Here is a 20,515-nt window from a genome sequence, read left to right on the forward strand (position 1 = left end):
GCATGTCTGCACGCCTGATCTATGTGATGGACCCGATGTGCTCCTGGTGCTGGGGTTTCGCGCCGGTGGCCGAGGCCCTGATCGCCCAGGCGCGTGACGCAGGCGTGCCTACCCACCTGGTGCCGGGCGGGCTGCGCACTGGCGGCAGCGCGCTTGATAGCGCCACCCGCAAGTACATCCTCGAACACTGGCAGGCGGTGGCCGACGCTACCGGCCAGCCGTTCCGCTTCGAGGGGGCCATGCCCGATGGTTTCGTCTACGACACAGAACCGGCCTGCCGCGCCCTGGTTACCGCCCGCGAACTGGGCGGCGAGGGCGTCTGGCCGCTGCTGGCATTGATCCAGCGCGCGTTCTACGAGCAGGGTGTGGATGTGACCACCGCGCCGCATCTGGTCGACCTGGCCGAACAGGCAGGCTTCGACCGTGTGCTGTTCGCCGACACCTTCGCCCGTGCCGATATCCGTGCAGCTACCGCCGCTGATTTCGGGTGGGCCCAGGACCTCGGTATTGCCGGCTTCCCGACGCTGCTGGCCGAGCGCAATGGCCAACTGGCCCTGCTGACCAATGGCTACCAGCCACTGGAGCGCCTGCAGCCCTTGCTCGGCCGCTGGCTGCAGCAGGCCGCTTGTGCTTGATGTGCCTGGGTCACCCGACCCGGTGCCGGGCAAGCCCAGCACTGCGGCCGATCGATTGAGCTGGGCGGAAATCCGCCGCCTGGCCCTGCATCACAAGAAGAACCTCTGGTCCGCCAACCTCATCGCCGTGCTGGCGGCCTGCTGCAGCGTGCCCATTCCGCTGTTGCTGCCGCTGCTGGTGGACGAAGTGCTGCTCGGCCATGGCGATGCTGCGCTGAAATGGATGAACCACCTGCTGCCGTCCAGCTGGCAGGTGGCCGCTGGCTATATCGGCCTGATGCTGGCATTGACCCTGTGCCTACGGCTGGCTGCGCTGGCGTTCAACGTGGTCCAGGCCAAGCTGTTCGCTGGTCTCGCCAAAGACATCGTCTACCGCCTGCGCATCCGCCTGATCGAGCGGCTCAAGCGTATTTCGCTGAAGGAGTACGAAAGCCTGGGCAGTGGTACGGTAACCACCCACCTGGTCACCGACCTGGACACGCTCGACAAGTTCGTTGGCGAAACCCTCAGCCGTTTCCTGGTGGCCATGCTGACCCTGACCGGCACGGCGGCCATCCTGATCTGGATGCACTGGCAGCTGGCCTTGCTGATCCTGCTGTTCAACCCGCTGGTGATCTACTTCACCGTGCAGCTGGGCAAACGTGTCAAACACCTGAAAAAGCTCGAGAACGATAGCACCTCACGCTTCACCCAGGCGCTGACGGAAACCCTCGATGCCATCCAGGAAATCCGCGCCGGCAACCGCCAGGGCTACTTCCTCGGCCGCCTGGGCCTGCGCGCCCGCGAAGTGCGCGACTACGCCGTGGACTCGCAATGGAAAAGCGATGCCAGTGGCCGTGCCAGCGGCCTGTTGTTCCAGTTCGGGATCGACATCTTCCGTGCTGCGGCCATGCTTACAGTGCTGTTTTCCGACCTGTCGATCGGCCAGATGCTGGCGGTGTTCAGCTACCTGTGGTTCATGATCGGCCCGGTCGAGCAGTTGCTCAACCTGCAATATGCCTACTATGCCGCCGGCGGCGCGCTGAGCCGCCTCAATGAACTGTTGGCCCGTGCCGACGAACCCCAGTACCCGGCGGCCAGCGACCCGTTCGCCGGTCGCGAGACGGTCGGCATCGAGGTTCGCGACCTGCGCTTTGCCTACGCCGACGAGCCGGTGCTCGAACACCTCGACCTGTCGATCGCCCCGGGCGAGAAGGTGGCGATCGTCGGTGCCAGCGGCGGTGGCAAGAGCACGTTGGTGCAACTGTTGCTGGGCTTGTACAGCGCCCAGGCCGGGACCATCCGCTTTGGCGGTGCCAGCTTGCAGGAAATCGGCCTGGAAACCCTGCGCGAGAACGTTGCAGTGGTGCTGCAGCATCCGTCGCTGTTCAATGACACCGTGCGCGCCAACCTGACCATGGGCCGCGATTGCAGTGACGAGGCTTGCTGGCAGGCGCTGCGTATCGCCCAGCTGGATGCCACCATTACGGCCTTGCCGCAGGGCCTGGACAGCATCGTCGGGCGCTCTGGGGTACGCTTGTCCGGCGGCCAGCGCCAGCGCCTGGCCATTGCCCGCATGGTGTTGGCGGAGCCCAAGGTGGTGATCCTCGATGAGGCGACCTCGGCCCTGGATGCCGCCACCGAGTACAACTTGCACCAGGCCCTGGCGCGCTTCCTCAGTGGCCGTACCACGTTGATCATCGCCCACCGCCTGTCGGCGGTGAAACAGGCCGATCGGGTGCTGGTGTTCGATGGCGGGCACGTGGCCGAAGATGGCGGGCATCAGCAGCTGATCGCCGAGGGTGGGTTATACGCCAAGCTGTATGGGCACCTGCAGCAGAGCTGATCAGCGGGCTGCAGCGCGATCCCTGTGGGAGCGGCTTTAGCCGCGAACACCGGCGGAGCCGGTGCCATGCACCGTGTTGGATGCTTCGCGGGACAAGCCCGCTCCCACAGGTTACCCCGCAGGTTTGAGGCTGATGCAGGACCTGGGGAAATAACTGGCTTGCTCAGTTTCTAGAATCTAGCGCAACCCCTGTGGGCTTGAGGCTGATGCAGTACCTGGGGAAACAACTGGCTTGCTCAATTTCTAGAATCTACCGCAATCCCTGTGGGCTTGAGGCTGATGCAGTGCCTGGGGAAACAACTGTTTTGCTCAATTTCTAGAATCTAGCGCGATCCCTGTGGGCTTGAGGCTGATGCAGTCCTGGGGAAACAACTGCTTTGCTCAAGTTCCAGAATCTAGCGCGATTCCCTGTGGGAGCGGGCTTGACCCGCGAACACGGGCGAAGCCCGTGCCATCACCCGCGGTGTCAGTTTTGGGGCAAGCCCGCTCCCGCTATGGCCAGCGCAAACGCTGTACAAATTCCCCGATTCCTTGTCATAAAAATCCCCTCCACAACGATGGCAAATGGCCTACGCTGTGCTTGTCTGGGTCGATCTTCGCCTTATCTGCTCTGTGACAGGGACTCCATGAAGGGACATCGCACACTCGAAGCGCCGAAGCTGCTTGGCATCACATGGCCCTTCATCGCCGTTGTGGTCTTCCAGGTGGCGCTGGGTAGCCTCAGCCTTTATACGCTCTCGGCCGTGCGTGCCTATGTGGCGGGCGAAAGTCTTTGGTCCAAGGCCCAGAAAGATGCCATCTATTACCTCACCCTTTACGCCGAAACCAACGACCCAAGTACCTACCAGCATTATCGCCAGGCCATAACCGTACCCTTGGGCGACCAACGGGTACGTGAAGTGCTGGACCAGCCCGGCCCCGACCTGGACGCCGCGCGCCAGGCGGTCCTGCAGGGGGGCAACCACCCTGACGATGTCGACGGGATCATCTGGTTCTACCGCAACTTCCGCAGCATCAGCTACATGCAGACGGCCATCGACTACTGGAGCATCGGTGACGACTACCTGGCCAAGCTGGATGTACTGGCCGTCGAGATGCGCCAGCGGTACGACGCCGGCCCAGTCGATGCGCAGACGATCAACGGCTGGAAGGCCCGCATCGTCACCATCAATGAAGGCGTCACGCCGGCCGCCAAGGCCTTCAGCGATGCCTTGGGCGAAGGCTCACGCATGTTGCTGCGGGTGCTGCTGGTCACTAACCTGCTGACTGCGATGTTCCTGATTGCGATTGCCTGGCGCCGTTCCAGCAAGCTGTTGGCCCAGCGCCAAGCCTTTGCCAGCGCCCTGCAGGAAGAAAAAGAGCGGGCACAGATTACCCTGCGGGCCATCGGCGATGCGGTGATCACCGCCGATGTAGAGGGCTGCATCGGCTACATGAACCCGGCCGCCGAGCAGTTGACCCACTGGCAGGCCGCCCAGGCCCAGGGCTTGCCGCTGTCGGCGCTGTTCAGCCTGGTTGACGAGCAGGCCGAGGAAGACGGCCGCAGCCTGGTCGAGCAGGTGCTCAGCGGCAGCCTCAAGGGCGGCGCCGAGCATGCCCGGCTGATCCAGCGCCTGGACGGCAGCACGGTGTCGATCAACCTGGTGGGCTCACCGATCGTCAACGACGGCCAGGTCAACGGTATCGTGCTGGTGCTGCACGACATGACCCAGGAGCGCCAGTACATCGCCAACTTGTCCTGGCAGGCCACCCACGACGCCCTGACCGGGCTGGCCAACCGCCGCGAGTTCGAGTACCGCCTGGAGCAGGCGCTCAATGGCCTGGCGCGCCAGGCTGGGCGCCACTCGCTGATGTTCCTCGACCTCGACCAGTTCAAGCTGGTCAACGACACCTGCGGCCACGCCGCCGGCGACGAGCTGCTGCGACATATCTGCGCCGTGCTGCAATCCGGCCTGCGCGAAGGCGATACCCTGGCCCGGCTGGGCGGGGACGAGTTTGGCGTGTTGCTGGAAAACTGCCCGCCGGACCAGGCCGAGCGTATCGCCGAGCAGTTGCGCCAGCTGGTGCAGAGCCTGCATTTCGTGTGGAAGGGGCGGCCGTTCGTCACCACCGTCAGCGTCGGCCTGGTGCACATCGCCCAGGCCCCCGGCACCCTCGAAACCTCGCTCCGGGCCGCCGACATGGCCTGCTACATGGCCAAGGAGAAGGGCCGCAACCGCGTGCAGGTGTACCATGCCGACGACAGCGAACTGTCCATGCGCTTCGGCGAAATGGCCTGGATCCAGCGCTTGCATGTAGCCCTGGAAGAAAACCGCTTCTGCCTGTATGCCCAGGAAATTGCCCCGCTGAAAAGCTTCGAAGGCCCAGGCCATATCGAAATCCTGCTGCGCCTGCATGACGAGAGCGGCCGCACCATTCTGCCCAACAGTTTCATCCCGGCGGCCGAGCGATATGGCCTGATGACTGCGCTGGACCGCTGGGTGGTGCGCAATGTGTTCCTGGTCATCCGCCAGTGCTTGGACGAAGGGCGCGAAGGGCCGCTATCGATCTGCGCGATCAACCTGTCTGGCTCAAGCATCGGTGATGACAAGTTCCTCGAGTACCTGCAGCGCCTGTTCGTCGAATACGCCATTCCGCCGCGGATGATCTGCTTCGAAATCACCGAAACCAGCGCCATCGCCAACCTGGGCAGTGCCATTCGCTTCATCAACGAGCTGAAAGGGCTGGGTTGTCGCTTCTCGCTGGATGATTTCTGCGCCGGCATGTCCTCGTTTGCCTACCTCAAGCATTTGCCCGTGGATTACCTGAAGATCGACGGCAGTTTCGTCAAGGACATGCTCGACGACCCGGTCAACCGGGCCATGGTCGAGGTCATCAACCACATCGGCCATGTGATGGGTAAGCGCACCATTGCCGAGTTCGTCGAAACACCCTTGATCGAGCAAGCCCTGCAGGAAATCGGCGTGGACTACGCCCAGGGCTACCTGATCGAACGCCCCCAGGTGTTCACCTGTGACAGTCTGCAGCGCCAACGGATCGCCACCCGGCCTCTGTTGCAGCGGGCACCTGGCACGTTTCGCTAGCTAGAAATCACATGGATCAAGGAGCTGAAAGTGATTGATGCATTCATTCGTATCGGGCCACTGATGGACCCCGCCAGCTACCCCCAATGGGCCCAGCAACTGATTGAGGACTGCCGCGAGAGCAAGCGCCGGGTGGTCGAGCATGAGTTCTATGCACGCCTGCGCGATGGCCAGCTGAAGCAGTCGACCATTCGTCAGTACCTGATCGGTGGTTGGCCGGTGGTCGAGCAGTTTTCGCTGTACATGGCGCATAACCTGACCAAGACCCGCTATGGCCGCCATCAGGGCGAAGACATGGCCCGGCGCTGGCTGATGCGCAACATCCGGGTCGAGCTCAACCACGCTGACTACTGGGTGAACTGGTGCCAGGCCCATGGCGTGCACCTGCACGAACTGCAGGCGCAGGAAGTGCCACCCGAGCTGAATGGCCTGAACGACTGGTGCTGGCGGGTGTGTGCCACCGAGAACCTGGCCATTTCAATGGCCGCGACCAACTACGCCATCGAAGGCGCGACCGGCGAATGGTCGGCGGTGGTGTGCTCGACCGATACCTATGCGCAGGGTTTCCCCGAGGAAGGCCGCAAACGGGCGATGAAGTGGTTGAAGATGCACGCCCAGTATGACGATGCGCACCCGTGGGAAGCGCTGGAGATCATCTGTACCCTGGCCGGTGAGAATCCGACCCTGGGGCTGCGCACCGAGTTGCGCAGGGCGATCTGCAAGAGTTACGACTGCATGTACCTGTTCCTGGAGCGGTGCATGCAGCTGGAAGGGCGCCAGCAAGGCCGTATGCGACCCGCGTTGGCTGCGGGCTGATCGCTTTCCTGTGCCGGCCCCTTCGCGGGCTTGCCCGCCCCCCACAGGCTTTCAATGCCCACGAGGGCAGCGCACTACCTGTGGGAGCGGGTTCACCCGCGAAAGGGCCGGTACAGGCAAAACATCATTGGGCGTTGAACGCCTGCCCATTCACCCCTTTGCTGTCCGGCCCCATCAGGTACAGGTACACCGGCATGATGTCCTCCGGCAGCGGGTTGCTCTGCGGGTTCTCGCTCGGGTACGCCTGCGCCCGCATCGCCGTGCGCGTGGCGCCCGGGTTGATGCTGTTGGAGCGTACCGGCGCCACGCCTTCCAGCTCGTCGGCCAGGGTCTGCATCAAGCCCTCGGTGGCGAACTTCGACACGCCATAGGCGCCCCAGTAAGCCCGGCCCTTGCGCCCGACGCTGCTGCTGGTGAACACCACCGAGGCATCCTCCGACAGCTTCAGCAGCGGTAGCAGGGTACTGGTGAGCATGAAGGTGGCGTCGACGTTGATGTGCATCACCCGCATGAAGTTGTCACCCGACAGCTGCTCCAGCGGCGTGCGCGGGCCGATGATCGAGGCGTTGTTCAGCAGGCCGTCCAGGCGGCCGAACTGGTCCTCGATCATTACGGCCAGCTCGTCGTACTGGTGGGGCAGGGCGGTTTCCAGGTTGAACGGGATGACCACAGGCTGCGGGTACCCGGCAGCTTCGATCTGGTCGTAGACCTCGTTCAGGTTGGCCTCGGTCTTGCCCAGCAACAGCACGGTGGCGCCCAGCGCGGCATACGCCTTGGCTGCCGCAGCGCCGATGCCGCGGCCGGCACCGGTAACCAGGATGACCCGGCCTTGCAGCAGGTCGGGGCGGGCGGTGTAGTCGAACATCAGCATTTTCCCTTGTTCATTGGGGTGGCGCCGATCCCTGTGGAACCGGGCTCCAGCCATGGCAAATCAGCAGCCGCACAGCGCGCTGTCGATCACCTTGCGCAGTTCCAGCGGGTGGTCCACCACCACGTCGGCACCCCAATTGTTGGGGTTGTCCTCTGGATGAATATAGCCGTAGCGCACGGCCGCCGTGCGGGTGCCTGCGTCGCGGCCCGACTCGATGTCGCGCAGGTCGTCGCCGACGAACAGCACCGTGGCCGGGTCCAGGCCCAGGGTCTTGCAGGCCAGGATCAGCGGCTCGGGGTCGGGCTTGCTGTTCTTCACGTGGTCCGGGCAGATCAGCAGTGCCGAGCGCTCGGCCAGGCCCAGCTGCTGCATGATCGGCTCGGCGAAGCGCACCGGCTTGTTGGTGACCACGCCCCACAGCAGGTTGCCTTTCTCGATGTCCGCCAGCAGCTCGCCCATGCCGTCGAACAGCTTGCTGTGCACCGCGCAGTCGCGCTGGTAGCGCTCGAGAAACTCCAGGCGCAGGGCCTCGAAGCCCTCGGCGTCCGGGTCCATGGCAAACGTGGCGGCGACCATGGCGCGTGCGCCGCCGGAAATCACGTCGCGGATAAGCTTGTCATCGACGGCCGGCAGGCCGCGCTCGGCGAGCATGGCCTGGCAGATGGCGATGAAGTCCGGCGCCGTGTCGAGCAAGGTGCCGTCCATGTCGAAGAGTACTGCTCGCAAACGCATGCTCATTCCTCGCGCAGTGTCTGGATCATGTAGTTGACGTCGACGTCGCTGTTGAGCTTGTAGTGCTTGGTCAGCGGGTTGTAGGTAAGGCCGATGATGTCCTTCACCTGCAGGCCGGCATCGCGGCTCCAGGCACCCAGCTCGGACGGGCGGATGAACTTCTTGAAGTCATGGGTGCCGCGCGGCAGCATTTTCAGAATGTATTCGGCGCCGACGATGGCCAGCAGGTAAGCCTTGGGGTTGCGGTTGATGGTGGAGAAGAACACCTGGCCGCCCGGCTTGACCATGCGGTAGCAGGCGCGGATCACCGAAGACGGGTCGGGCACGTGCTCGAGCATTTCCAGGCAGGTGACCACGTCGAACTGTTCAGGCATTTCCTCGGCCAGGGCTTCGGCGGTGATCTGCCGGTACTCTACCTGCACGCCGGACTCCAGCTGGTGCAGCTGAGCCACCGCCAGTGGCGCCTCACCCATGTCGATACCGGTGACCGTGGCGCCGCGCAGGGCCATGGCTTCGCTGAGGATGCCGCCGCCGCAGCCTACGTCCAGCACTTTCTTGCCGGCCAGGCTGGCGCGTTCGTCGATCCAGTTGACGCGCAGCGGGTTGATTTCGTGCAGCGGCTTGAACTCGCTTTCGCGGTCCCACCAGCGGTGGGCCAGCGCTTCGAACTTGGCGATTTCGGCGCGGTCGACGTTGCTCATTGAACAGTCCTCTGAAACTTCGCAAAATTGCGTCGGAGTATACCCGAGCGCTCGGGCCCCAGGGTCGCTATAATCGCCGGCTTTTGATATCCGAACGACGGGGAGAGGCGATGCGCGAGCGACTTTTGGCGGCGGAGAAGGTGACCGGGATCCGCTGGCAGGGCGGCATCTTGCACCTGCTCGACCAGCGCCTGTTGCCGTCGGAGGAGCGTTGGCTGGCCTGCGACAATGTCGCGCAGGTCGCTGCAGCGATCCGCGACATGGCCGTGCGCGGTGCCTCGGCGATCGGTATTGCTGCAGCCTATGGCCTGGTGCTGGCCCTGGAAGAGCGGCTGGCCGAAGGCGGCGACTGGGAAATGGACCTGGAAGACGACTTCCTCAGCTTGGCCGAGGCGCGCCCCACTGCCGCCAACCTGTTCTGGGCGCTGAACCGCATGCGCGAGCGCCTGCAGCGCCTGCGCCCGGACGAAGACGTGCTGGCAGCGCTGGAAGCCGAAGCGGTGGCCATCCACGAAAGCGACCGTGAAGCCAACCTGACCATGGCCCAGCACGGCATCGAGCTGATTCGCCGCCACCAGGGCAACGCCCAGACGCTGCTCACCTATGGCAATGCCGGTGCGCTGGCCAGTGGTGGCTTTGGCACGGCGCTGGGGGTGATCCGCGCCGGTTACCTGGAGGGCATGGTCGAGCGGGTGTATGCCGGCGAGACCCGCCCCTGGCTGCAAGGCTCGCGCCTGACTGCCTGGGAGCTGGCCAACGAAGGCATTCCGGTGACCCTGTGCGCCGATTCGGCGCTGGCTCACCTGATGAAAACCAAGGGCATCACCTGGGTGGTGGTGGGAGCGGACTGCATTGCCGCCAATGGCGATATGGCCGGCAAGATCGGCACCTATCAGCTGGCGGTCAGCGCCATGCACCATGGCGTGCGCTTCATGGTGGTGGCGCCGAGTACCAGCATCGACCTGAACCTGGCCACGGGCGAAGATATCCCGCTGGAAGTGCGCGAGGCCGATGAGCTGCTGGATTACGCCGGTACCCGGGTGGCGCCCGATGTCGAGGTGTTCAACCCGGTATTCGATGTGACCCCGGCCGACCTGATCGACGTGATCGTGACCGAGCGCGGCATTGTCGAACGCCCGGATACCGCCAAGCTGGCCCAGTTGATGTGCCGCAAGCGGTTGCATTGACAGCCTGATAGAACAAGCACCTCGTGGGGGCAACTGTCTTGCTCAATTTCTAAAAGCTGGCGCGATCCGTGTGGGAGCGGCCTTGTGTCGCGAAAGGGCCGCCAGGCGGCCCCCGGATCCTGGCGAAGAAGCAAAAATTGCCGGGGCTGCTGCGCAGCCCCATCGCGACACAAGGCCGCTCCCACAATGACCGTGCACTGCCGTACAGATCTCCCCACCGCCCCCGCCTTTGTGATAACATCCGGCAGTTTCCAAGACCGCCCATCACGGCGGCCTTCATTGCGCAGATCCATGGCACAACTCATTGATTTGTCGTAAGTCGTCGCACCCTATGCGCTGCGGCGGCGAGCTTCGTTCGGCCCTTGATGGAGCTGCGAAGTTTCACCAGAAAAAGGAATCAGGCTTCTCATGGGCGAACTGGCCAAAGAAATCCTCCCGGTCAATATCGAAGACGAACTGAGACAGTCTTACCTCGACTACGCGATGAGCGTGATTGTCGGGCGAGCGCTGCCCGATGCGCGTGACGGCTTGAAGCCCGTGCATCGTCGCGTTCTCTATGCGATGAGCGAACTGGGCAACGACTGGAACAAGCCGTACAAGAAATCCGCCCGTGTGGTCGGTGACGTGATCGGTAAGTACCACCCGCACGGCGACACTGCGGTCTACGACACCATCGTGCGTATGGCCCAGCCGTTCTCGCTGCGTTACCTGCTGGTCGACGGCCAGGGCAACTTCGGTTCGGTGGACGGCGACAACGCCGCGGCCATGCGATACACCGAAGTGCGCATGACCAAGCTGGCCCACGAGCTGTTGGCCGATCTGCACAAGGAAACTGTCGACTGGGTGCCCAACTACGACGGCACCGAGCAGATCCCGGCGGTCATGCCGACGCGCATCCCCAACCTGCTGGTCAACGGTTCCAGCGGTATCGCCGTGGGCATGGCAACCAACATTCCGCCGCACAACCTCGGTGAAGTCATCGATGGCTGCCTGGCGCTGATCGACAACCCGGAAGTCACCATCGATGAGCTGATGCAGTTCATCCCTGGGCCAGACTTCCCGACTGCCGGCATCATCAACGGCCGCCAGGGCATCATCGAGGCCTATCGTACCGGCCGCGGCCGCATCTACATGCGCGCACGCTCCGAGATCGAAGACATCGACAAGGTCGGCGGCCGCCAGCAGATCGTCATCACCGAGCTGCCGTACCAGCTGAACAAGGCCCGCCTGATCGAGAAGATCGCCGAGCTGGTCAAAGAGAAGAAGATCGAAGGCATCACCGAGCTGCGCGACGAGTCCGACAAGGACGGCATGCGCATCGTCATCGAGCTGCGTCGCGGCGAGGTGCCGGAGGTGGTGCTCAATAACCTCTACCAGCAAACCCAGCTGCAGAGCGTGTTCGGTATCAACGTGGTGGCCTTGGTCGATGGCCGGCCGCGCCTGCTCAACCTCAAGGACCTGCTCGAAGCGTTCGTCCGTCACCGCCGTGAAGTGGTGACCCGTCGCACCGTATTCGAGCTGCGCAAGGCCCGCGAACGCGGCCACATCCTTGAAGGCCAGGCAGTCGCGCTGTCCAACATCGATCCGGTCATTGCCCTGATCAAGGCCTCGCCAACCCCGTCCGAAGCCAAGGAAGCCCTGGTTTCCACGCCGTGGGAATCCAGCGCGGTGCAGGTCATGGTCGAGCGCGCCGGTGCCGACTCCTGCCGCCCTCAGGACCTGCCGGAGCAGTACGGCCTGCACGACGGCAAGTACTTCCTGTCGCCGGAACAGGCCCAGGCCATCCTTGACCTGCGCCTGCACCGCCTGACCGGCCTGGAGCACGAGAAGCTGCTGGCCGAGTACCAGGAAATCCTCGAGCAGATCGGTGAGCTGATCCGCATCCTCAGCAGCGCAGAGCGCCTGATGGAAGTAATCCGCGAAGAGCTGGAAGCCATTCGTGCCGAGTACGGCGATGCCCGTCGCACCGAAATCCTCAATGCCAGCCACGACCTCAACTACGGCGACATGATCCCGGAAGAAGAGCGTGTGGTGACCATCTCCCACGGCGGTTACGCCAAGACCCAGCCATTGTCCGCTTACCAGGCCCAGCGCCGTGGCGGCAAAGGCAAGTCGGCGACTGGCGTGAAGGACGAGGACTACATCGAGCACCTGCTGGTCGCCAACAGCCACGCCACGCTGCTGCTGTTCTCCAGCAAGGGCAAGGTGTACTGGAAGAAAACCTACGAAATCCCTGAAGCGTCCCGTGCTGCGCGTGGTCGCCCGCTGGTCAACCTGCTGCCGCTGGAAGAAGGTGAGCGCATCACCGCCATGCTGCAGATCGACCTTGAGGCGCTGCAGCAGAACGCCGACCTTGAAGAAGAGCTGGAAGACGCCGATGACACCGTGCTCGAAGGTGAGCTGGTAGAGGCGGAAGAAGTCGACGAAGAAGACGGCGATACCCCAGAGTGGGTGGCAGAGCCGACCGGCGCGTATATCTTCATGGCAACCGCTTCGGGTACCGTCAAGAAGACCCCGCTGGTGCAGTTTGCCCGTCCGCGCTCCAATGGCCTGATCGCCTTGAAGCTGAAGGAAGGCGACACCCTGATCGCCGCGGCCATCACCGACGGCGCCAAGGAAGTCATGATGTTCTCCGACGCCGGCAAGGTCATCCGCTTCGCCGAGAGCGTGGTGCGCGAAATGGGCCGTAATGCCCGTGGTGTGCGCGGCATGAAGCTGGGCAAAGGCCAGCAGATCATTTCGATGCTGATCCCGGAATCCGGTTCGCAGATCCTCACTGCCTCCGAACGTGGCTTTGGCAAGCGCACCCCGCTGTCCAAGTTCCCGCGTCGTGGGCGCGGTGGCCAGGGCGTGATCGCCATGGGTACCAAGGGGCGCAATGGCCTGCTGATCGGTGCTATCCAGGTGCAGGAAGGCGAGGAGATCATGCTGATCTCCGACCAGGGCACGCTGGTGCGTACCCGGGTTGGCGAGGTGTCCAGCCTGAGCCGTAACACCCAGGGTGTGACCCTGATCAAGCTGGCCGCTGACGAAACGCTGGTGGGCCTGGAGCGGATCCAGGAACCGTCCGAGGACGAACTCGATGAGGTCATCGAGGCGGACGAGGAGGGCGTCGAGGCCGAAGCGCCAGACAATGATGAAGCTGCAGGCGCCGAAGAGGCCCCGCAGGAGTAAACAAGCGTAAAACCCGAACGGGGCGACCAAGGTCGCCCCGTTTGACTGACTAGCGATGGCAAAGCCCCAGAGGGCAATGCAAAACCCTGTGGGAGCGGGTTCACCCGCGAAGAAGGCACCGCGGTGCTTGGCAAGGGCTGCCCTTGTTCGCGGGTGAACCCGCTCCCACAAGTTCTATTTGGCAGAGCGAGAGTGGATGTGAGCAAACGAGCCTTTAACTTCTGCGCAGGCCCTGCCGCGCTTCCTGATGCTGTATTGCAGCGCGCCCAGGCTGAAATGCTGGACTGGAACGGCAAGGGCTTGTCGGTGATGGAAATGAGCCATCGCAGCGACGATTACGTGGCCATCGCCGAAAAGGCCGAGCAGGACCTGCGTGACCTGCTGTCCGTCCCCTCCAACTACAAGGTGCTCTTCCTGCAGGGCGGTGCCAGCCAGCAATTCGCCGAAATCCCGCTGAACCTGCTGCCGGAAAACGGCACCGCCGACTACATCGAGACCGGCATCTGGTCGAAAAAGGCCATCGAGGAAGCGCGCCGCTTCGGCAACGTCAACGTCGCTGCCAGCGCCAAGCCCTACGACTACCTGGCCATCCCGGGCCAGAACGACTGGAACCTGACCAAGGGCGCCGCCTACGTGCACTACGCGTCCAACGAGACCATCGGTGGTCTGCAGTTCGACTGGGTGCCACAGACCGGTGACGTTCCGCTGGTGGTCGACATGTCGTCTGACATCCTCTCGCGCCCGATCGACGTGTCGCAGTTCGGCCTGATCTACGCCGGCGCGCAGAAGAACATCGGCCCAAGTGGCCTGGTGGTGGTGATTGTGCGTGAAGACCTGCTGGGGCATGCCCGCAGCAGCTGCCCGACCATGCTCGACTACAAGGTTTCGGCTGACAACGGCTCGATGTACAACACTCCGGCCACCTATTCCTGGTACCTCTCGGGCCTGGTCTTCGAGTGGCTGAAAGAGCAGGGTGGCGTCGCTGCCATGGAGCAGCGCAACCGCGCCAAGAAAGACCGCCTGTACGGCTTTATCGACAGCAGCGAGTTCTACTCCAACCCGATCAGCGTCAACGCCCGTTCGTGGATGAACGTGCCGTTCCGCCTGGCTGACGAGCGCCTGGACAAGGCCTTCCTCGCCGGCGCCGACGCCCGTGGCCTGCTCAACCTCAAGGGCCACCGGTCGGTGGGCGGCATGCGCGCCTCTATCTACAACGCCCTGGGCCTGGAAGCGGTTGAAGCGCTGGTAGGCTACATGGCTGAATTCGAGAAGGAGCACGGCTGATGTCCGAACAGGAACTCAAGGCGCTGCGCGTACGCATCGACAGCCTCGACGAGAAAATTCTCGAGCTGATCAGCGACCGCGCCCGCTGCGCCGAAGAAGTCGCCCGGGTCAAGACCGCCTCGCTGAAAGAAGGCGAGAAGCCGGTGTTCTACCGCCCCGAGCGTGAAGCTGCGGTGCTCAAGCGCGTGATGGAGCGTAACAAGGGGCCTTTGGGCAACGAAGAGATGGCGCGGCTGTTCCGCGAGATCATGTCGTCGTGCCTGGCCCTGGAAGAGCCGCTGAAAATCGCCTACCTCGGCCCTGAGGGTACCTTCACCCAGGCCGCGGCCATGAAGCACTTCGGCCACGCGGTGATCAGCCGGCCGATGGCGGCCATCGACGAAGTGTTCCGCGAAGTGGCGGCCGGTGCCGTCAACTTCGGCGTGGTGCCGGTGGAAAACTCCACTGAAGGCGCGGTAAGCCACACCCTGGACAGCTTCCTCGAGCACGACATGGTGATCTGCGGCGAAGTCGAGCTGCGTATCCACCATCACCTGCTGGTGGGCGAGAGCACCAAGACCGACAGCATCACCCGCATCTACTCCCACGCCCAGTCGCTGGCCCAGTGCCGCAAGTGGCTGGATGCGCACTACCCGAACGTTGAGCGCGTGGCCGTTTCGAGCAACGCCGAAGCGGCCAAGCGGGTCAAGGGCGAGTGGAATTCCGCGGCGATCGCCGGCGATATGGCGGCTAACCTGTACGGGTTGACCCGCCTGGCTGAAAAGATCGAGGACCGCCCGGACAACTCCACGCGCTTCCTGATGATCGGCAACCAGGAAGTGCCGCCGACCGGCGACGACAAGACCTCGATCATCGTTTCGATGAGCAACAAGCCCGGTGCCCTGCACGAGCTGCTGGTACCGTTCCACCAGAACGGCATCGACCTGACCCGCATCGAGACCCGCCCGTCGCGCAGCGGCAAGTGGACCTACGTGTTCTTCATTGACTTCGTTGGTCACCACCGTGACCCGCTGATCAAGGCAGTACTCGAGCAGATCAGCCAGGAAGCTGTGGCGCTGAAGGTGCTGGGCTCTTATCCGAAGGCAGTGCTTTGATACAGGGCCCTTGGGGCTGCCTTGCAGCCCTTCGCGGGCATGCCCGCTCCCTCAGTGAGCATGTGATGCCGATCTCTGTGGGAGCGGGCGAGCCCGCGAAGGGCCGCGCCGCGGCCCCAATGGCCCTCACAGGCTGTCTAGATTTCTGAACAGGGTTCGCACCAGTGGTAAAAGCAGCAAAAACCAAACCCGCACCCATCATCAACCGCCTGGTCGTGGTCGGCCTCGGCCTGATCGGTGGCTCGTTCGCCAAGGGCCTGCGTGAAAGCGGCCTGTGCCGTGAAGTGGTCGGTGTCGACCTGGACGCCCCCTCGCGCAAGCAGGCCGTGGCCCTGGGCGTGGTCGACCGCTGCGAAGAAGACCTCGCGGCCGCGTGCGTGGGGGCCGATGTCATCCAGCTGGCCGTGCCGATCCTGGCCATGGAAAAGGTGCTTGCGCGCCTGGCCGTGCTCGACCTGGGTGCCGCCATCATCACCGACGTCGGCAGTGCCAAAGGCAACGTCGTCCGTGAGGCGCGTTCGGTCTTCGGCGAACGCCTGCCACGCTTCGTTCCCGGCCACCCCATCGCCGGCTCCGAGCAGAGCGGAGTAGAGGCTTCCAACGCCGCCTTGTTCCGTCGGCACAAGGTCATCCTTACGCCGCTGGCCGAAACCGACCCTGCCGCACTGGCCCTGGTCGACCGCCTGTGGCGAGCGCTGGACGCCGATGTGGAGCACATGTCGGTCGAGCGCCACGACGAAGTGCTGGCCGCCACCAGCCACCTGCCGCACTTGCTGGCCTTCGGCTTGGTCGATTCGTTGGCCAAGCGCAATGAAAACCTCGAGATCTTCCGGTACGCTGCGGGAGGCTTCCGCGATTTCACAAGAATCGCCGGCAGCGACCCGACCATGTGGCACGACATCTTCCTCGCCAACCGCGACGCTGTCCTGCGCACACTTGATACATATCGCAGCGATCTCGACGCCCTGCGCGACGCGATCGCTGAAGGGGACGGGCACCAGCTGCTGGGTGTGTTCACCCGCGCACGGGTTGCCCGCGAGCATTTCAGTAAAATCCTGGCCCGTCGGGCCTATGTGGACGCTATGAACGCCAACGATCTGATTTTCCTGGCCCAGCCGGGTGGCCGCCTGAACGGGCGGATCCGTGTACCGGGCGACAAGTCGATTTCCCACCGCTCGATCATGCTCGGCTCGCTGGCCGAAGGCACTACCGAGGTCGAAGGTTTCCTCGAAGGTGAGGACGCGCTGGCGACCCTGCAGGCCTTCCGTGACATGGGTGTGGTCATCGAAGGCCCCAACCACGGCCGCGTGACTATTCATGGCGTTGGCCTGCATGGCCTCAAGCCGCCACCCGGGCCGCTGTACGTCGGCAACTCCGGCACCTCGATGCGCCTGTTGTCGGGCCTGCTGGCCGGCCAGCCGTTCGACGTGACCATGACCGGTGACGCCTCGCTGTCCAAGCGGCCGATGAACCGCGTGGCCAACCCGCTGCGCGAAATGGGCGCGGTGGTCGAGACCGGCCCGGAAGGCCGCCCGCCATTGACCATTCGCGGTGGCCACAAGCTCAAGGGGCTGACCTACACGCTGCCGATGGCTAGCGCCCAGGTCAAGTCGTGCCTGTTGCTGGCTGGCCTGTATGCCGAAGGCAAGACCACCGTGACCGAGCCGGCGCCGACCCGTGACCATACCGAGCGCATGCTGCGCGGCTTCGGTTACCCGGTCGAGAGCAATGGCCCGGTAGCGTCGCTGCAATCTGGCGGCAAGCTGACCGCGACCCGCATCGAAGTGCCGGCCGACATTTCCTCGGCGGCGTTCTTCCTGGTGGCCGCGTCCATCGCCGAAGGCTCCGAGCTGGTGCTGGAACATGTGGGCATCAACCCGACCCGTACCGGCGTGATCGACATCCTGCGCCTGATGGGCGGCGACATCACCCTGGAAAACCAGCGTGAAGTCGGTGGCGAGCCGGTGGCTGACCTGCGCGTGCGCGGTGCCAAGCTGAAAGGTATCGATATCCCGGAAGAGCTGGTGCCGCTGGCCATCGATGAATTCCCGGTACTGTTCGTGGCCGCTGCCTGCGCCGAAGGGCGTACCGTGCTGCGTGGCGCCGAAGAGCTGCGGGTGAAGGAATCCGACCGCATCCAGGTCATGGCCGATGGCCTGATCACCCTGGGTATCAAGTGCGAGCCGACCCCGGACGGCATCATCATCGACGGCGGCCAGTTGGGTGGCGGCGAAGTGCATGGTCACGGTGACCACCGCATCGCCATGGCCTTCAGCGTGGCCTCGCTGCGCGCCAGCGCGCCGATTCGCATTCATGACTGTGCCAACGTCGCCACCTCGTTCCCGAACTTCCTGGCACTGTGCGCCGAAGTCGGCATCCGCGTGGCGGAAGAGGGCAAGTCGTGAATTCGCAGGCACCGGTCATCACCATTGACGGGCCGAGCGGCTCGGGCAAAGGCACGGTCGCCGGCCTGCTGGCCCGCGAGCTGGGCTGGAAGCTGCTGGACTCCGGCGCGCTGTACCGTTTGCTGGCGTTCAACGCCAGCAACCATGGCGTCGACCTGACCAACGAAGAGCTGCTGACCAGGCTTGCCGCCCATCTGGATGTGCAGTTCATCGCTGCCGAGCCCGGTAAGCTGCAACAGATCATCCTGGAGGGCGAGGACGTCAGCAACGTCATCCGTACCGAGACCGTCGGTGCCGGTGCGTCAATGGTGGCTTCGCTGCCGGCCGTGCGTGATGCGCTGCTGTTTCGCCAGCGCGAGTTCCGTGAGCTGCCTGGGCTGATCGCCGACGGCCGCGACATGGGTACCGTGGTGTTTCCGGACGCGCCGTTGAAGGTCTTCCTTACCGCCAGTGCGGAGGAGCGCGCACGTCGGCGCTACCTGCAGTTGAAGGGCAAGGGTGAAGATGTTAGTCTGTCGAGTCTGCTGGATGAGATTCGTGCGCGTGATGAGCGTGACACCCAACGTGCAGTGGCCCCGCTGAAGCCAGCGGCAGATGCCATTCAGTTGGACTCTACCGAGTTGTCCATCGAGCAGGTGTTGCAACGTATCAGGAGCGAGATCGCCCAGCGCGACCTTCTCTGATCACCAGGAGAGCAGGCAGGTTCACCAGTCAACGTCTTGCCGGCCCTCCTTTACTTAAAACAGACCCACATTGTCTGGAATGTGGCGAGGGGCGTTTGTTTCGCCCGAATCTACAGGAATTAAAATGAGCGAAAGCTTTGCAGAACTCTTTGAAGAAAGCCTGAAAACCCTCAATCTTCAGCCGGGTGCCATCATCACCGGTATCGTTGTCGACATCGACGGCGACTGGGTTACCGTACACGCTGGCCTGAAGTCCGAGGGTGTCATCCCGCTCGAGCAGTTCTACAACGAAGCTGGCGAACTGACCATCAAGGTCGGTGACGAAGTTCACGTTGCGCTGGACGCGGTCGAAGACGGCTTTGGCGAAACCAAACTGTCCCGTGAAAAAGCCAAGCGCGCCGAGTGCTGGATTGTTCTGGAAGCAGCTTTCGCCGCCGAAGAAGTGGTCAAGGGCGTTATCAACGGTAAGGTTAAGGGCGGCTTCACTGTCGACGTTAACGGCATCCGTGCGTTCCTGCCGGGCTCCCTGGTTGATGTCCGCCCAGTGCGCGACACCACCCACCTGGAAGGCAAAGAGCTGGAATTCAAGGTCATCAAGCTGGACCAGAAGCGCAACAACGTTGTCGTTTCCCGTCGCAGCGTGCTGGAAGCCGAGAACTCCGCCGAGCGCGAAGCCCTGCTGGAAACCCTGCAGGAAGGCCAGCAAGTCAAAGGTATCGTCAAGAACCTCACCGACTACGGCGCATTCGTGGACCTGGGCGGTATCGACGGCCTGCTGCACATCACCGACATGGCCTGGAAGCGCATCAAGCACCCATCGGAAATCGTTAACGTTGGCGACGAAGTCGACGTACGCGTTCTGAAGTTCGACCGCGAGCGCAACCGCGTTTCGCTGGGTCTGAAGCAAATGGGCGAAGATCCGTGGGTAGCTATCACTGCCCGTTACCCAGAAGGTACTCGCGTACAGGCTCGCGTTACCAACCTGACCGACTACGGCTGCTTCGCTGAGCTGGAAGAAGGCGTTGAAGGTCTGGTACACGTTTCCGAAATGGACTGGACCAACAAGAACATCCACCCGTCGAAAGTCGTTCAGGTTGGCGACGAAGTGGAAGTCATGGTTCTGGACATCGACGAAGAGCGTCGTCGTATCTCCCTGGGCATCAAGCAGTGCAAGTCCAACCCATGGGAAGACTTCTCCGGCCAGTTCAACAAGGGTGACAAGATCACCGGTACCATCAAGTCGATCACCGACTTCGGTATCTTCATTGGCCTGGACGGCGGCATCGACGGTCTGGTTCACCTGTCCGACATCTCCTGGAACGAAACCGGCGAAGAAGCCGTACGTCGTTTCAAGAAGGGCGACGAGCTGGAAACCGTCATCCTGTCGGTCGACCCAGAGCGCGAGCGCATCTCCCTGGGCATCAAGCAGCTGGAAGACGATCCGTTCTCCAACTTCGTTGCTGTCAATGACAAGGGCGCTATCGTCAAGGGCATCGTGAAAGAAGTTGACGCCAAAGGCGCCATCGTCACCCTGGCCGACGACATCGAAGCTACTCTGAAGGCTTCCGAAATCAGCCGTGACCGCGTTGAAGACGCGCGTAACGTTCTGAAGGAAGGCGAAGAGATCGAAGCCAAGATCATCAGCGTTGACCGCAAGTCCCGCGTTATCAGCCTGTCGATCAAATCGAAAGACGACGCTGAAGAGCGCGAAGCTATCCAGAGCCTGAAAAACGCTCCGGAAGCTGCTGCCGACACCACCATGGCTGCGCTGCTGCGCGAAGCAATGGCCAAGCAGAACTGAGTTCTGTTTGATCGGTAAAAAGGGCGACCCTCGGGTCGCCCTTTTTTTGTGCTTCTGCTGGTGGCGTGGGGGGTTCCCCGGAAGGGGTTTATCGCCAGTGAGACCGAGCGCAGTCATACCCTCAGGCCCCTGTGGTTGCCGGCCTGTCACTAATCAAGCCAACCCTGCCAACCCTCGCATGTAGACCATTCCCGTAAAACTTCAATCTTGAATTTTTTTATTAA

Annotated in this window: 14 protein-coding genes; 11 read left to right on the forward strand and 3 right to left on the reverse strand. The window is 63.1% G+C overall.

Annotation, left to right across the window (positions count from 1 at the left end; translation table 11 throughout):
* Positions 1 to 2: 2 nt before the first annotated feature.
* The 4 genes from OO258_RS15860 to OO258_RS15875 all read left to right on the forward strand — a co-directional run bounded on the left by OO258_RS15860 (position 3) and on the right by OO258_RS15875 (position 6,359).
* Positions 3 to 635 carry a DsbA family protein gene (locus OO258_RS15860; protein ID WP_266031473.1) on the forward strand — a complete coding sequence of 211 codons (633 nt, stop codon included), beginning with the start codon at positions 3 to 5 and terminating at the stop codon, positions 633 to 635.
* Positions 628 to 2,460: an ABC transporter ATP-binding protein gene (locus tag OO258_RS15865; RefSeq protein WP_266031475.1), complete on the forward strand. Its 1,833-nt coding sequence runs from the start codon at positions 628 to 630 to the stop codon at positions 2,458 to 2,460. The genes OO258_RS15860 and OO258_RS15865 overlap by 8 nt, the downstream gene beginning before the upstream one ends.
* Positions 2,461 to 3,086: 626 nt before the next feature.
* Complete coding sequence (locus tag OO258_RS15870; protein ID WP_110745555.1) at positions 3,087 to 5,543, forward strand: EAL domain-containing protein; 2,457 nt, start codon at positions 3,087 to 3,089, stop codon at positions 5,541 to 5,543.
* A 30-nt stretch (positions 5,544 to 5,573) separates the two neighbouring features.
* Positions 5,574 to 6,359: a TenA family transcriptional regulator gene (locus tag OO258_RS15875; protein ID WP_110745554.1), complete on the forward strand. Its 786-nt coding sequence runs from the start codon at positions 5,574 to 5,576 to the stop codon at positions 6,357 to 6,359.
* A gap of 124 nt (positions 6,360 to 6,483) precedes the next feature.
* On the opposite strand, the gene OO258_RS15880 is transcribed toward OO258_RS15875, so the two are convergent.
* The 3 genes from OO258_RS15880 to ubiG form a co-directional block, all read right to left on the reverse strand.
* Positions 6,484 to 7,224, reverse strand: coding sequence for a YciK family oxidoreductase (locus OO258_RS15880; RefSeq protein ID WP_266031477.1), 741 nt, complete (start codon positions 7,222 to 7,224; stop codon positions 6,484 to 6,486).
* 66 nt (positions 7,225 to 7,290) lie between these two features.
* The gene (gene mupP, locus OO258_RS15885) at positions 7,291 to 7,962 is read right to left on the reverse strand and encodes an N-acetylmuramic acid 6-phosphate phosphatase MupP (RefSeq protein WP_266031479.1); all 672 of its coding nucleotides are present in this window, start codon (positions 7,960 to 7,962) and stop codon (positions 7,291 to 7,293) included.
* 2 nt (positions 7,963 to 7,964) lie between these two features.
* Entirely contained in the window at positions 7,965 to 8,663 is a 699-nt protein-coding gene (ubiG, locus tag OO258_RS15890; protein ID WP_012271034.1) for a bifunctional 2-polyprenyl-6-hydroxyphenol methylase/3-demethylubiquinol 3-O-methyltransferase UbiG, read from the reverse strand.
* Positions 8,664 to 8,773: 110 nt separating this feature from the next.
* On the opposite strand from ubiG, the gene mtnA reads away from it, so the two are divergent.
* The 7 genes from mtnA to rpsA all read left to right on the forward strand — a co-directional run bounded on the left by mtnA (position 8,774) and on the right by rpsA (position 20,291).
* Complete coding sequence (mtnA, locus tag OO258_RS15895; RefSeq protein WP_110745552.1) at positions 8,774 to 9,850, forward strand: S-methyl-5-thioribose-1-phosphate isomerase; 1,077 nt, start codon at positions 8,774 to 8,776, stop codon at positions 9,848 to 9,850.
* 408 nt (positions 9,851 to 10,258) lie between these two features.
* Positions 10,259 to 13,024, forward strand: a complete 2,766-nt coding sequence (gene gyrA, locus OO258_RS15900) for a DNA gyrase subunit A (protein ID WP_266031480.1) — start codon at positions 10,259 to 10,261, stop codon at positions 13,022 to 13,024.
* 198 nt (positions 13,025 to 13,222) lie between these two features.
* A complete protein-coding gene (gene serC / locus OO258_RS15905) occupies positions 13,223 to 14,308 on the forward strand; it encodes a 3-phosphoserine/phosphohydroxythreonine transaminase (protein ID WP_266031482.1) in 1,086 nt (361 codons plus the stop codon).
* Positions 14,308 to 15,402: a prephenate dehydratase gene (gene pheA / locus OO258_RS15910; RefSeq protein WP_110745550.1), complete on the forward strand. Its 1,095-nt coding sequence runs from the start codon at positions 14,308 to 14,310 to the stop codon at positions 15,400 to 15,402. The genes serC and pheA overlap by 1 nt, the downstream gene beginning before the upstream one ends.
* A gap of 197 nt (positions 15,403 to 15,599) precedes the next feature.
* The gene (locus OO258_RS15915) at positions 15,600 to 17,807 is read left to right on the forward strand and encodes a bifunctional prephenate dehydrogenase/3-phosphoshikimate 1-carboxyvinyltransferase (RefSeq protein ID WP_266031540.1); all 2,208 of its coding nucleotides are present in this window, start codon (positions 15,600 to 15,602) and stop codon (positions 17,805 to 17,807) included.
* A complete protein-coding gene (gene cmk / locus OO258_RS15920) occupies positions 17,804 to 18,490 on the forward strand; it encodes a (d)CMP kinase (RefSeq protein WP_266031484.1) in 687 nt (228 codons plus the stop codon). Before OO258_RS15915 ends, cmk begins: the two co-directional genes overlap by 4 nt.
* 124 nt (positions 18,491 to 18,614) lie before the next feature.
* Positions 18,615 to 20,291: a 30S ribosomal protein S1 gene (gene rpsA, locus OO258_RS15925; protein ID WP_003252673.1), complete on the forward strand. Its 1,677-nt coding sequence runs from the start codon at positions 18,615 to 18,617 to the stop codon at positions 20,289 to 20,291.
* The last annotated feature ends 224 nt before the right edge of the window (positions 20,292 to 20,515 follow it).

This window comes from Pseudomonas sp. DCB_BI, from assembly GCF_026240995.1.
GTDB lineage: Bacteria > Pseudomonadota > Gammaproteobacteria > Pseudomonadales > Pseudomonadaceae > Aquipseudomonas.